The 12839-nt window shown below is 67.8% G+C and carries 13 protein-coding genes; 6 read left to right on the top strand and 7 right to left on the bottom strand.

The genetic code is table 11. The features are described from left to right. Positions 1-44: 44 nt before the first annotated feature. The 4 genes from EV643_RS09510 to EV643_RS09495 form a co-directional block, all read right to left on the bottom strand. On the bottom strand, positions 45-1295 hold the full coding sequence (locus tag EV643_RS09510; RefSeq protein WP_202869473.1) for an extracellular solute-binding protein: 1251 nt from the start codon (positions 1293-1295) through the stop codon (positions 45-47). 88 nt (positions 1296-1383) lie between these two features. Beyond that, positions 1384-1809 (bottom strand): aldehyde dehydrogenase family protein, encoded by a 426-nt coding sequence (locus EV643_RS09505; RefSeq protein WP_133799609.1) that lies wholly within the window; start codon positions 1807-1809, stop codon positions 1384-1386. A 114-nt stretch (positions 1810-1923) separates the two neighbouring features. Further along, positions 1924-2406: a hypothetical protein gene (locus tag EV643_RS09500; RefSeq protein ID WP_133799608.1), complete on the bottom strand. Its 483-nt coding sequence runs from the start codon at positions 2404-2406 to the stop codon at positions 1924-1926. 11 nt (positions 2407-2417) lie between these two features. Beyond that, positions 2418-3134, bottom strand: a complete 717-nt coding sequence (locus tag EV643_RS09495) for a DUF6152 family protein (protein ID WP_202869471.1) — start codon at positions 3132-3134, stop codon at positions 2418-2420. A 243-nt stretch (positions 3135-3377) separates the two neighbouring features. Between EV643_RS09495 and EV643_RS09490 the strand changes: the two genes are divergently transcribed. The 3 genes from EV643_RS09490 to EV643_RS09480 all read left to right on the top strand — a co-directional run bounded on the left by EV643_RS09490 (position 3378) and on the right by EV643_RS09480 (position 5803). After that, on the top strand, positions 3378-3944 hold the full coding sequence (locus tag EV643_RS09490) for a site-specific integrase (RefSeq protein WP_133799607.1): 567 nt from the start codon (positions 3378-3380) through the stop codon (positions 3942-3944). A 610-nt stretch (positions 3945-4554) separates the two neighbouring features. Continuing rightward, complete coding sequence (locus EV643_RS09485; RefSeq protein WP_238165469.1) at positions 4555-4920, top strand: cyclophilin-like fold protein; 366 nt, start codon at positions 4555-4557, stop codon at positions 4918-4920. A gap of 34 nt (positions 4921-4954) precedes the next feature. Next, positions 4955-5803 (top strand): oxidoreductase, encoded by an 849-nt coding sequence (locus tag EV643_RS09480; RefSeq protein WP_133799605.1) that lies wholly within the window; start codon positions 4955-4957, stop codon positions 5801-5803. On the opposite strand, the gene EV643_RS09475 is transcribed toward EV643_RS09480, so the two are convergent. The 3 genes from EV643_RS09475 to EV643_RS09465 all read right to left on the bottom strand — a co-directional run bounded on the left by EV643_RS09475 (position 5757) and on the right by EV643_RS09465 (position 8843). Beyond that, positions 5757-6992, bottom strand: coding sequence for an MFS transporter (locus EV643_RS09475; RefSeq protein ID WP_133799604.1), 1236 nt, complete (start codon positions 6990-6992; stop codon positions 5757-5759). The genes EV643_RS09480 and EV643_RS09475 overlap by 47 nt on opposite strands. Then, positions 6989-7681 carry a DUF2255 family protein gene (locus EV643_RS44770; RefSeq protein WP_202869470.1) on the bottom strand — a complete coding sequence of 231 codons (693 nt, stop codon included), beginning with the start codon at positions 7679-7681 and terminating at the stop codon, positions 6989-6991. The genes EV643_RS09475 and EV643_RS44770 overlap by 4 nt, the downstream gene beginning before the upstream one ends. Positions 7682-7955: 274 nt before the next feature. Beyond that, entirely contained in the window at positions 7956-8843 is an 888-nt protein-coding gene (locus EV643_RS09465; protein ID WP_202869469.1) for a helix-turn-helix transcriptional regulator, read from the bottom strand. Between the two features lie 179 nt (positions 8844-9022). On the opposite strand from EV643_RS09465, the gene EV643_RS09460 reads away from it, so the two are divergent. Genes EV643_RS09460 through EV643_RS09450 form a run of 3 tightly spaced genes read left to right on the top strand, consistent with a single transcriptional unit; the run spans position 9023 to position 12835 of the window. Beyond that, complete coding sequence (locus tag EV643_RS09460) at positions 9023-9652, top strand: (2Fe-2S)-binding protein (protein WP_133799602.1); 630 nt, start codon at positions 9023-9025, stop codon at positions 9650-9652. Positions 9653-9662: 10 nt separating this feature from the next. Beyond that, complete coding sequence (locus EV643_RS09455) at positions 9663-10643, top strand: FAD binding domain-containing protein (RefSeq protein WP_133799601.1); 981 nt, start codon at positions 9663-9665, stop codon at positions 10641-10643. Next, positions 10640-12835 (top strand): xanthine dehydrogenase family protein molybdopterin-binding subunit, encoded by a 2196-nt coding sequence (locus EV643_RS09450; protein ID WP_133799600.1) that lies wholly within the window; start codon positions 10640-10642, stop codon positions 12833-12835. Before EV643_RS09455 ends, EV643_RS09450 begins: the two co-directional genes overlap by 4 nt. Positions 12836-12839 lie beyond the last annotated feature (4 nt).

Genomic DNA, 12839 nt, shown 5'->3' with positions numbered 1-12839 from the left:
ATGCTCCTGTCGCCGGGCCGATACGCGGCCGGCCCGGCGAGCGGTCAGTTGATGGAGGAGTTTCCGGTGGCGCCGAACAGCTTCTGCAGGGTCTGCCCGCGATCCGCGCCGGTCAGTGCGATGGCGTTCAGCGCATCGAGAAGGGCCTTGCCGGTCTCACCGTCCCAGTTCGGTACCAGCGGGAGGAGTTTCGAGTCCATCAGCTGTTTCGAGTACACCGCGGCGAGCGGGTCGGAGCTGAGCTTGGGGTCTGCGAGCGCGGCCTTCACTGTCGGCAGCTGACCGTCGAGCCCGAACCATTTGACCTGCGTGTCCGGCCTGGAGAGGAAGTCGAGCAACTGGAGCGCGGCATCCTTGTTCTTGGTCGACTTCCAGATACCAAGGTTCGAACCGGCGAGCAGCGAGGTACCGGTGACTGCCTTCGGCATCGGGGCGACGATCCACTTGCCGTCCAGTTGCGGAGCCGCCTGCTTGATCGCGGCAGCGAGGTACGGGCCGCTCACGAGCATCGGCGTGACGCCCGAGACGAAGCCTTGGACCTGGTCGAAGTCGCTGTTCGTCGGGACGCTCTTGTCGGAGTACAGCCCCGTGTAGAGGTCGACAGCCTTCTCGAACTCCGGCGTACCGAAGTTGATCTTCCCGTCACTCCCGACGATGTCCCCGCCGAAGTTCCTGGTCATGGTCACCGGCAGGGCGCTGTCCCACTGAGGAACGTGGAACCCGAACTTGCCGGCGCCTCGGCCGGACAGTTTCTTCGCGTCGGCGCGCAACTCGTCCCAGGTCGCGGGCGGACCGGCGACACCGGCGGCGGACAGGATGTCGGTGCGGTAGAACAGCACCCGCGTGTCCGACACCCACGGCAGCGACACCACCTTGCCGTCGACCGCGGTCGCGTCACCCGCGACACCGTCCAGGAAGTTCGACGACGCAAGGTTCTTGTGGTTCGCCAACGTCTCGTCGTCCAGCGGCAGGAGCGCGCCGCTGTCCGCGAACGTACGCAGCTTCGAGACCCCGATCTGCAGCACATCCGGCCCGTTGCCCGAGGCGACCGCCGTGGTGAACTTCTGATCGACACTGTCCCACGGAATCGGAACGGTCTCGACCGCCGTGCCCGTCTCCTCCGTGAAGGGTTTGACCAGCTCGTCGAAGTGCGCCGAGCTGTCGCCCATGACCCAGACCGTGAGCTTCCCGGGACCCGCCGGCGACGCCGCTTCGCCCCCTCCCGAACTGCACGCCGCGAGTGAAACGGTCATCGCCGCCGCCACAGCGGCAGCGACCCAGCGGATCCTCTTCATGGGCTCGTTCCTCTCGAGCTTGAACCTCGGCCGGGGGAAGCCCCACGACCACGACTGCCCCAAACTCTCCCGCCTCACCACCCCTTTGTCAACGCCTTGTAATAAGTCCAGCTATAAGTCCCGGATACGAGAACAAGACCATGAACGACTGTCGGAACCGGTCGTCACGTGGTATTCCGCTGACCGGTTCCGGTTCCCAATGACGCCCGATAGTGATCAGGCGCTCCTCGGTCATCTCGGTGATCGCGTAGGCGGGCCCTTCCTTGCCCTCGCCGCTGGCCTTGACGCCGCCGAACGGCATCAGATCGACCCGGTTGCTCGAGGCCTCGTTGATGTGCACGGTGCCGACCCGCAGCAGCTCCGCGGCGTCGAGCATTATGCCGACATCGGCGGTGAAGATTCCGGCCGCGAGCCCGTACGGCGTCTCGTTCGCCTCGGCGATCGCCCGGTCGAGATCGCTGAAACGCCGGATCGAAACGGCCGGCCCGAACAGCTCCTCCGACATCAAGTTCATGGAGCGGTAGCCGCCTTCACGTGAGGATCCCTTGATCAGGGCGGGATGGATTGAACGCTGCCAGGGTGCAGCCGTATCCGGTCACCGCCCAACGGTCAGGGAGGACCGCGGCAGTCAGGTGTAGGCCAGGAGCCTGCCCGCGACCGTGACACCTGACCACGACATCAGCGAGACGACCGCGGCGAACCGGGCGGCGACGGGCGTCGACCGGCCCACATCCCAGCGAGCGACACCCCGGTAGGTGTGTCGATGGAAGATCAGGATGTTCAGCCCTGCAAGCAGGATGAGGCCGAGCTTCCACGGAGCGCTGCCGCGGTCGGCGATGACACTCGCCCCGGGCAGGAACATCGCGACGCCGGTGCCCGCCGCGATCATGAAGCCGACATGCGACAGAGGGAGGAGCCAGTTCGCCGCGGTCGTCACCCGCAGCGCCTGCCGGCCCAGCCCCAGCAGCCGGAGATCGAAGACCACGGCCGGGCCGACCAAGAGCGCGATGCCGATGATGTGGATGCTCTCGAGGATTGGATACAGGTACGCCGTACCACGGATCGCCTCGGAGAACGCGCTGTCCTCCAGCCATGCGAACACCTCGCCCATGACGAGCGCCCTCATCCCCGGCGCGAACGTGACCGCAGGAAGACTGCCCCACCCGCGAGAACGGCAAGGAGCGCGACGCCGAGCGTGGCCCACACGACGGCCGCCGACGTGCCGGGCCCGGTGGCGCTGGCCGGGGCATCGTCGTCGGCAGCAGGGGATCGGCTGCCGCCCTCGGGATACGGGACGGGCAGCGGCGTCGCCGGCAGTTCACTGCCGAGCACCTGGTTCACTGGTCGGCCGTTCTCGTACCAGAACGCGACCGGACGGAACTCGTCGTCGTGGCTCTCACCGATGTAGCCGACGAGCTCGATCTGCTCGCCGTCGCGCAGCGGGCGGTCCAGACCCCACGGTCCCGTGAAACTCGGCGGGGCGATGACGACCTCAAGCGCGTCATGGGCGCCGCTGTACGACGGGGCCACGTTGATCGGGCCGCTGTCCTCGGGAGCCTGCAACTCCTCAGGCAACTGCCGCTCCGGGGTGTCAGCAGGCAGATCGTCGTCAAGGGTCACCGTGAAGAAGGAGTGCGGCTCACCCCAGCGGACCTCCGAGACCGTTCCCGCAACGTAGTAGAGGCGGTCGGTGTCAAAGTCGTCCCACCCGTGATGCGCCTGCGCGGTACCCGGGGAAACCAGGATGAGCAGGGTCGCGGAGACGAGGGACGCGGTCGCCAGCCTGATGCGACGGGCGCTGGTGCGAGTCAGTGCTGCGGTGATCGTCATGAAGCGCATGTGGAGTCGATACTTTCGAGAGGGCTTGAGGTGGTCGTCATCCAGCACACCTCATCTCGCTGGAGCCAGGGAGTTCCTGTCATGAGGTGTACTGGCAGGGCACCTTGAGCGGGAGGTTTGGTGCGGTCATAGCTTGTTCGGGCCCGGCGAGCCGGCGCGAAGGTCGTCGGGAGCGTAGGGGCCGCCCTGCTCGAGAAGTTCCAGGATCGTGCCAACACCAGTCAGTCTGGCGAGCTCACTGCGATGCAAAAGATCAACCACCTGCTGGACCTCTGGGAGAAGAGATTCGAGGGACTGGTCGCCGACGGGAAACGCTCCCCCACCTCGCTGGACACCTACCGTCGCGCCATGAAGAACCACCTACGCCCCGCCCTCGGCGAGATCCGCATCGGCGTGCCCATCGGCGAAGCCATGGCTGTTCTCTGGTCCCAAGTCGACCTCGATGCAGGCACCGTCGATATCACCCACACCATCGTCCGTGTCAGAGGCGAAGGGCTTCTCCGCAAGACCACCAAGTCCAAAGCCGGCCAGCGCGTACTCAGCCTAACCGACTGGGCCACCGCAGCACTCCGCAAACGGCACGCCGCCGGCATCCGCCTCGACGACCCGATCTTCCCCGATTCCCTCGGCGGCTTCCGCGACCCAACCCACGTCCGCCGCTCCCTCCGCACCACCCTCTCCACCGTCGGCAGCACCGCCCGCCGAGACCTGGGCCTCACCCTCCGAGCCCTCCGCCGCGAAACCAGCATGTCCCGCAAGCAGGTCGCCGAGACCCCTCACCGAGGTCAGCGCCGATCCGGCATGCGGTGAAAGGCGCCGCGGTGTGAGCGGGGCCTCTCTGATCAGATCCGCGTGTAGGTGACGCGCCAGCCTTCTGCCGGGTCGGTCGGGATGAGGACCAGCGTGTCGCGCGACACTTCGAAGACCCGCGTCAGGCGCTGCCGACGAGGTTGCGTACCAATAACGGCTCGACGGTCACGCCGAACGTCCAGGGCGCGGTCGAGAGCGAAGGTCCCATAGAACGCCTCGTACCCGTTCAACGTGTACGGCGAGCCCCGCAGCGGTGAGGTCGGCGTTCGTGGCCTGCACCGAAATCGTGCCGGACTTAGTGAAGACAATCTGGCCGGAGTACGGCACCGGTTGCAGATTTCCTTCGGTCCCGACCTCCAATGAGGTCATCCGCCACGCACCGACGAGCGGACCGTTGCCTCGCTCGCCCGACCCCGGCCCGGCGACAGCAAGTGAACACACCCGGGAAACACTGAGAGTTCTCCATCGAAGCGTGTACTGATAGTGCATCCCAACCGGCCGCGACGCGTCGTACCGTCATCGGTGTCGGCGCCCTGTTCCTGCTCACGCTGGACCTGGCCGATTTGATGCCGACCGGAGACAACCAGGGGATCGTATGGACATTGAGGTCGTGATTGGTGGGACTAACGCCAAAGGCGAACTGTTCGACCACCCGGTGGCGCACGAACTCGCCGCAATGCTTCCACTCAGCCTGGTCTTCGAGGACTTCAACCAGGTGGAGAAGGTAGCGCGCCTGGCCCGGCCGCTGACGCTCCGCGGTGTGCCGGGCGCCGATGCTCCCATGCCTGGGGAGATCGGCTACTACGCCCCATCGCAGGGGCTCGTCCTGTACTACGGGCGAGTGGGCCGGTGGCCCGGCCTGGTGCGGATGGGGCGTTTCACGTACGACCTGCAGGCTCTCCGCGATCTGCCCGACGGAACACGCATCCAGATCACAGCGGCTTCCACCCCCAACTCCTCAGGGGCTATGCAGTGAAGGAACCCCGGCGGCCGTTCAGGAAAGGAACCACATGTCCACTTGGTTGATCACCGGCTGCTCCACCGGGCTCGGCCGCGCCTTGGCCGAGACCGTGCTCGCCCAAGGACACAATGCCGTCGTCACCGCCCGCGACGTCGCGACGGTACAGGAGATCGCCGTCAGGCACCCGGACACCGCGCTGGCCCTCCCGCTCGACGTCACCGTGGATGAACAGGTCACCGAAGCCGTACGCGCCGCCGAGGACCACTTCGGCGCCGTCGACGTCCTGGTGAACAACGCCGGCTACGGGTACCGCGCGGCCGTCGAGGAGGGCGAGGACGGCGCCGTCCATCAACTGTTCGACACCCACGTGTTCGGCACCGCTCGTACTATCAAGGCCGTCCTGCCCGGCATGCGCGCCCGCCGCTCCGGCACCATCGTGAACCTGTCGTCGCTGGGAGCGCGAGTCTGTCCCGAAGGGTCCGGCTATTACTCCGCCGCCAAGGCTGCGATCGAGGCACTCACCCTGTCGCTGCGCAAGGAGGTCGCGCCCCTCGGCATCACTGCCATGGTCGTCGAGCCCGGTTTGTTCCGCACCGACTTCGCCGGACGCTCGCTGTCTCAGTCCGCCGAACCGATCGCCGACTACGCCGGCACAGCTGGCAGACGCCGCAAGGAGCACGACACCACGCACGGGACGCAGCCGGGCGATCCTGCCAGGGCCGCCGCGGCACTCATCGAGGCCGTGGAGTCCGGCGATCCGCCGTACATGCTGCTGCTCGGCAACGACGCGTCCGACGGATTCCGCGCCACACTCGACGCACTCCGCGGCGAGGTCGACGCTTGGGAAACCCTCAGCCGCAGCACCGACTTCGACGCCGACCCGGCGGAGCCCCGATGAACGCAGCAAGGCATCCGAGGGACCCCAGAAGGACGTAGCCGAGTGCGATCTGTACGACGCTGAGGTGGTCGGCGACCTGGCCTGCGACGAGGCCGGGCAGCGCGGCACCGCAGTACGAGATCAGGAAGAGGGTGGAGAGCAGACCGGCACGTTCGTCGGAATCCGTGGCGGCCAGGAGTGCTCGGTTGCCGCCAGTGGAGATGACGCCCTGCGCAATGCCAGCAAGGAGGGCCGCCAGGAAGAAGGGGACAGTTGCCGAGAACTCGAGGGCGAGGAGAACGCCGGCGATGGCTGCCAAGTAGGCGGCGATCCCGATGCGCAGACCGGCGGTCGGCGACAGGCCGCCGCCGAGAGGGCCGCCGAGCGGGTTGAGGATCATGATCGAGGCGAACACCGCGGCGGCGACGACCGCGTTGGCGGATCCGAGCTGTTGCTCGGCGACGGTCGGGCCAAAGGCCTGGAAGAAGCCGCCGACCGCCCACGTCGCGACGTACGCCGATCCGGCAGCGAACATCAGCCGGCCGGAGCCAGCCGGTACGACGAAGCGCGGCAGCAGGGACCTGATGGCTCCAGGACGTCGCCTGATCGATTCCGGTGCCGCGAGCAACAAAGCGGCCCCGAGGACGAGTGCGGCGGAGACGATCAGGTAGGCGAGAACACGAGGCGCGGGAGCGTACTCGACGAGTACTCCCGCACCGACGGCGCCGACCGGGATGCCGAGCATCGGGGCGCTGCCGACAACTAGTGCCGGCAGCCAGCGTGGACGCGCTGGAGCGGTGTCCACGACAAACGCACCGAGGGTGCCGGACGCTGCGCCGCAGGCGAGGCCTTGGAATACCCGGCCCAACAAGAGCGGTTGCGGCCCATCGACCTGTGTGAGCAGGAGGGTGCCGGCGGCGGAGCTGAGCACCGCGACGATGGCGACCGGGCGTCGCCCGAGGTGATCGGACAGGCGGCCGAGAACGAGCAACGAGAACGCCGCCGCGACGAAGTACAAGACCGCGGCGGACGCGATCACCGCACCTGACAGACCATGGTGCCGGTACAGGTTGAACAACGAAATCGGGCTTCCCGCAGCCACGAAGACGCATAACAACGACCCGGCCGCGACAACGAAGGTCACCCGACCCGGCAGCCGCGGCAACACCCGGTCCGTGCCTACGGCATCCTGCACGTCGGGCGCCGTCACGCTCCCTGCGCCCGCAGCGTGATCCGCACGCTCGCCGCGCGGGCGGCGTCAGCGATCATCGGTCCGACGTACGAACTATTCCCGTACTTCGCACGGTAGGCAGCGTCCACGTCGGCGTCGCTGGAGCGTTCCACGGGCGCGAACTCCACGTTGAAGTGGTGACCGGCGACGTGGATGCGGCCGATCCGCTGAGCCATCGCGGTGCGGTACCAGCGCGCCGTCCTGCCTGTGTACGCGCGGGCCACGAGTTGGTCGCCGACCACGACCGACCAGATGATCGTCGGCCTCGCGTACCGAACCTTGTCCTGGCGAAGCGGTGAGATTGTCAGTTCGGAGGCACGCGCAAGGAGGTCAAGCTGCTCCCGCGACCACGCGGTCATACGTGTCCTTTCCAGAGAAATTGCCGGGTTGCCCACGGCAAGCTCTATCCGGTCGGCCGTTGGTCGAGTTTGCACCGATCCGCCTGCATTCCACGAGCGGTCGCGACGATCACCGCCCACGTCGCCGCAGAGGCCGGCGCCGGAGGACGTGCCGACTCGCCAGGCGAGATTGCCGACGAGTCGGCGTTCGCTGCGCAGCCCGTCAGAGACCCGGCCAGCAAGACACTGCCGGCCGCGAAGCGGGTCACTTGCCGAGCCGTGGGTTTCACGCTCCCAGGAAACCGGAACCTGCGCGAGTGCGGGAGTCACTGATGAGAGGTGTACCAGCGGAGTACCCCTCGGGGTCGCGCGGGCGCCGCACCTATTCCTGGGGTCGAGCGCCCAGGTAGCCCGTCGGCAGCGCCGACGGCCCGAAGCCTGGGTGCTCGCCGCCGGCCCGGATCCTCGGTGTCGGCGCCGGGATCCCGTCCAACTCTGACGCAGGCGGCCGCACGGCTGTTGCCGGACCGGATCGCCAATCGGCACAAACCGTCAGCTGAGGTGAAGCTCTCCCCTACGCTCATCGCCCGCCGCAGTAACGGGATCAGCGATGCGGCTCGTCAGTGGTTTCCGCCTGCTCTTCGTGGGTCGCGGCCCAACTGGCGAGCAGCTTCAGCGCATCCTCGGTCGGTGAGCCCGGCTCCGCGGTATAGATCGTCAGGTCCAGAGCGCTTCGGTCGTCGGTCGGCAGTTCCATCGAATGGAAGACGAGGTCGAGCGTTCCGACGTCGACGTGGTGGAACTGCTTCATGCCGATTGAGTGGAGCCGGACGTCGTGGCCGGCCCACAGCGTCCGGAACTCCTCGCTCAGCGTCGACAGCTCACCGATGAGGTCCCGCAGATCTTTGTCGTACGGGTTACGACCCGCGTCGGTGCGCAGCAGAGCGACGATCGTGTGGGCCGCGCCGTCCCAGTCGGGGTACATGTCGTGCGCCCGGGGGTCGAGGAAGTGGAATCGGGCAATGTTCACCGGCCGGCGTTCGTCGTCGTACAGCGGCGCGTACAGGGCACGCCCCAGCGAGTTCGTGGCCAGGAGATCCATGCGTCCGTTGCGCACCAGGGCGGCTGCCGAGGTGATCGAGTCCAGCATCCACTGGACACTGGGAGGAAGCTCGGCACGCCTGCGTCGCCGCGCGGCACGCCCTACCGGCTTGGCCGCACGGGCCAGGTCGAACAGGTAGGTTCGCTCAGCCTCGGTCAATCGCAGCGCCCGGGCGACCGCGTCCAGCACATCCTCGGAGACACCACTGATGTGCCCCTTCTCCAACCGGACATACCAATCGGTGCTCACCCCTGCCAGAACGGCCACCTCCTCACGTCGCAGCCCCGGGACACGTCGCACCCCACCGCCGGCGGGCAGGCCGGCCTGTTTCGGGCTGATCTTCGCTCGCCGGCTGGTCAGAAAGGCCCGGATCTCCGCTCGGTTGTCCACGACAACCACGGTATTGCCACTCGGGCTGCTAGCGGGGGTAGTAACTCGACCTCCCAGGCTCGATCGAGCGGTCCTAGGCTCGCCGTGTGTCATCGGAAGCGCCGTTCGCGAGTTCCCTTGAGTAGTGGTGGACCAGGCGAGTGACGTCCCGAGTCGTCCAGTGAATCGAGAGAGTGTCGATGCCCCACGAACAGCCTGATCCACACCCGTCCCCCGAGCACGAGCTGTCCTTGGCGCCGTCCAGGCGTACGTTCATCGCCGCCACCGGAATCGCCGCGGGGGGTCTGGCTGTAGGAACCCAGGTTCTTCAGGCTGATCCGGTAGAAGCCGCCGCCGAGGCGACGAGCGGCGAGGTTTCGATGATCGTCAACGGCGTACGGCAGACTGTCACGATTGACAACCGGACTTCCCTGCTGGATCTGCTCCGTGAGCACCTCGACCTGACCGGGACCAAGAAAGGTTGTGACGCCGGCGCTTGTGGAGCCTGCACCGTTCAGGTCGACGGTCGCCGTGTGAACGCCTGCCTGACGCTGGCGGTTCGCCTCGAAGGTGCCGAGGTCACCACGATCGAAGGTCTCGCCCAGAGCGAGGACGAACTGCACCCGCTGCAGCAAGCCTTCATCGACCAGGACGCGTTCCAGTGCGGCTACTGCACCCCTGGCCAGATCATGTCGGGCGTCGGCTGCATCGAAGAGGGCCACACCGGTTCACCGGGCGAGATCCGCGAGTGGATGAGCGGGAACATCTGCCGCTGCGGCTGTTACGTGAAGATCGTCAAGGCGGTCCAGCAGGCCGCGCACGGGAATTGAGGCCGGCTCCATGTATCCCTTCTCCTACACGAAGGTCGCCGACCTCGACGACGCACTCGCCGCCGGGCGGCGGGGCGGACGTTACATCGCCGGCGGCACCACTTTGGTCGACCTGATGCGCGAGACGGTCGAACGTCCCGGCACGCTGGTCGACATCAGCGACCTTCCGCTGCGCAGGATCAGCGCCACCCCACAAGGGGGTCTGCGCATCGGCGCGCTGGTCAGTATGGCCGAGGCCGCCGCCCATCCGGCTCTGCGGACCGCCTACCCCGTCGTCACTCAGGCCCTGGAGCTGAGTGCCTCGGCTCAGTTGCGCAACATGGCAAGCATCGGCGGCAACATCATGCAGCGCACCCGGTGTGGGTACTTCCGCGACGTGACGGCTGCCTGCAACAAGCGCGAGCCGGGCTCGGGATGTACGGCGATCAACGGCCACAACCGCACCCACGCGATTCTCGGCACCTCCGATCACTGTGTCGCGACACACCCCTCAGACGTCGCCGTCGCGTTCGCTGCGCTGGAGTCGACCGTGCACGTGCTCGGCCCGGACGGCCCGCGCACCATCGCCTTCGGCGACTTCCACCTCCGGCCGGGATCCACTCCCGAACGAGAGCAGTCCCTGCGGCCGGGCGAGCTGATCACCGCCGTCGAGATCCCCGCTCATCCCCGCCCGCTGGCCTCGGGCTACCTGAAGGTCCGCGACCGGCAGAGCTACGAGTTCGCCCTGGTCTCAGCGGCAGTCGCCCTGCACGTCCGCGGCCGCGTCATCCAGCAGGCGAAGATCGCTGCCGGCGGCGTGGGCACCGTGCCGTGGAAGTTGCCCGCGGTGGAACGCCACCTGGTCGGCAAACGACCGTCACCGCAGCTGTGGACCGAAGCCGCGGAACTGGCAGCCGAAGGCGCCCGGCCCCTCGAGCACAACGGGTTCAAGGTCGACCTGCTGAAACGCACCATCGAACGCCAACTGAGCACTTTAGGAGGGACCGCATGAGCCGGCCGCCAGCCATCGGGTCGCCACACTCCCGGGTGGAGGGACGACTCAAGGTGACGGGCAAGGCGCCGTACGCCGCCGACCATGTCATCGAAGGGACCGTGTACGGCGCGATCGTCGACAGCACTGTCGGCCGCGGACGCATCACCGGCATCGACACCCGGGCCGCCCAGGCCCATCCCGGCGTACTGCGGGTGATCAGCCACCTCAACGCTCCCCGGCTGCCGTACAACCCCAACCCGGGTTATGCGAATTCGAACAATCCGCCGGGCGACCGTTTGCGCGCCTTCCAGGACGACCGGGTCCAGTTCTTCGGCCAGCCAGTGGCTGTCGTGGTGGCCACCACGCTGGAGGCCGCACAGCACGGCGCGAGGCTCGTCGACGTTCGCTACGACGCCGAGCAGCCTTCCACCGACCTGACATCGGCACCCGCCGACGACCCGATGACGTACGAGCGGGGCGACGCCGAAGCGGCTCTGCAGTCCGCGGCCGTCAAGCTGGCCATGACGTACCGGACCGCCCGCAACCATCACAACCCGATGGAGCCGCACGCGACGATCGCCCGCTGGAACGGCCTTCGGCTCACCGTGTGGGACAAGACCCAATGGGTGCCCGGCACGCAGATCGAGCTCGCCGCCGTGTTCGGCCTGCCGGCGGCGTCGGTTCGCGTCATCTCGCCGTACGTCGGCGGTGGGTTCGGCAGTGGCCTGCGGTGCTGGCCGCACGTGGTCGTCGCCGCAATCGCCGCCCGCGAGCTCGGGCGCCCGGTGAAGGTGGTGCTGTCCCGCAGGCAGATGTACTTCGGCACCGGCTTCCGGCCCGCGTACGAGTACGGCGTCCGCCTCGGCAGCGACCGGAGCGGCCGCCTGACCGCGATGACGCACGACGTCAGAGCCGAGACGTCGTCCTACGAGACGTTCACCGAGGGCATCATGGGCGCCGGCCAGATGCTCTACACCACGGCGAATGTCAGCCAGCAGTACCGGACGGTCCCGCTGGACGTCAACACCCCCATCTGGATGCGCGGCCCCGGCTGGGCCACGACCTCCTTCGCGCTCGAGTCCGCAATCGACGAGCTCGCCCACGAGCTGAACCTGGATCCCCTCGAGCTGCGCCGGCGCAACGAACCCGCGAACGACCAGTCGAGCGGCCTGCCGTTCTCCACCCGGCGGCTGCGCGAGTGCTACACCGTCGGCGCCCGCGAGTTCGGCTGGCAGCGGCGCAACCCGAAGCCTCGATCCACCCGCGAGGGCGACTGGCTGATCGGCACCGGCATGGCCACCGGCGTCTATGACACCAGCCGCAACAACGCACTGGCCCACGTCCGGCTCGACGCCGACGGCACCGCCGTGGTCCAAGCGGCTACCAGCGACATGGGCCCGGGCACCTACACCTCGATGACCCAGGTCGCGGCCGATTCCCTCGGCCTGGCCATGCCGGACGTGGACTTCCGGCTCGGGGACTCCACGATGCCACGGGTCCCCCCGCACGGCGGCTCCCAGACGATGGCCAGCGTCGGCTCCGCCGTCCAGGACGGCGCCCTCCAGGTGCGGCAGCTCGCGATCCAACTCGCCGTCGCCGACGGGCGATCACCCCTGTACGGCGTTGCCCCCGGCAACATCGTCGCCACCGACGGCCGCCTGCACGTGACGAACAACCCAAGGCGGGGCGAGACCTACCAGCGCCTGCTGTCCCGCAACAACCGCACCCACCTCGAAGCGCTCGGAAGCTTCGAGCGGCCAGCGCAGGACCGCTTCTCGCTGCACGCCTACAGCGCGGTCTTCGCCGAGGTCGCCGTCGACCGCCAGCTCGGACTGGTCCGTCTCCGCCGGATGCTCGGCGTGTACGACGCCGGCCGCATCATCAATCCCAAGCTGGCCGACAGCCAGGCGATCGGCGGAATGGTCGGCGGCATCGGCACCGCGCTGCTCGAACACACCGTGACCGACCACCGCGACGGCAGGATCGTGAACGCCAACCTCGCCGACTACCTGGTCCCGGTCAACGCCGACATCACCCAACTGCGGGCGATCTACCTCGACGGCCACGACGCCGAGGCCGACCCGATCGGTGTCAAAGGCCTCGGCGAACTCGTGATGATCGGCGTCGCGGCCGCCGTCGCCAACGCGGTCTTCCACGCGACTGGACGCCGGATCCGCGAGCTCCCCATCACCGCGGAGGCCCTGCTCTGAACAC

The organism is Kribbella caucasensis, assembly GCF_004361855.1.
GTDB lineage: Bacteria > Actinomycetota > Actinomycetes > Propionibacteriales > Kribbellaceae > Kribbella > Kribbella caucasensis.
The sequence above is the reverse complement of the archived record's forward strand: the minus strand, read 5'-3'. Positions and strand labels throughout refer to the sequence as shown.

Excerpts from the sequence above, each read along its gene's own strand:
- EV643_RS09510 (WP_202869473.1), bottom strand. The coding sequence starts at position 1,295 with ATGAAGAGGATCCGCTGGGTCGCTGCCGCTGTGGCGGCGGCGATGACC.
- EV643_RS09500 (WP_133799608.1), bottom strand. The coding sequence starts at position 2,406 with ATGGGCGAGGTGTTCGCATGGCTGGAGGACAGCGCGTTCTCCGAGGCG.
- EV643_RS09460 (WP_133799602.1), top strand. The coding sequence starts at position 9,023 with ATGCCCCACGAACAGCCTGATCCACACCCGTCCCCCGAGCACGAGCTG.
- EV643_RS09505 (WP_133799609.1), bottom strand. The coding sequence starts at position 1,809 with ATGAACTTGATGTCGGAGGAGCTGTTCGGGCCGGCCGTTTCGATCCGG.
- EV643_RS09455 (WP_133799601.1), top strand. The coding sequence starts at position 9,663 with ATGTATCCCTTCTCCTACACGAAGGTCGCCGACCTCGACGACGCACTC.
- EV643_RS09495 (WP_202869471.1), bottom strand. The coding sequence starts at position 3,134 with ATGCGCTTCATGACGATCACCGCAGCACTGACTCGCACCAGCGCCCGT.
- EV643_RS09480 (WP_133799605.1), top strand. The coding sequence starts at position 4,955 with ATGTCCACTTGGTTGATCACCGGCTGCTCCACCGGGCTCGGCCGCGCC.
- EV643_RS09450 (WP_133799600.1), top strand. The coding sequence starts at position 10,640 with ATGAGCCGGCCGCCAGCCATCGGGTCGCCACACTCCCGGGTGGAGGGA.
- EV643_RS09490 (WP_133799607.1), top strand. The coding sequence starts at position 3,378 with ATGCAAAAGATCAACCACCTGCTGGACCTCTGGGAGAAGAGATTCGAG.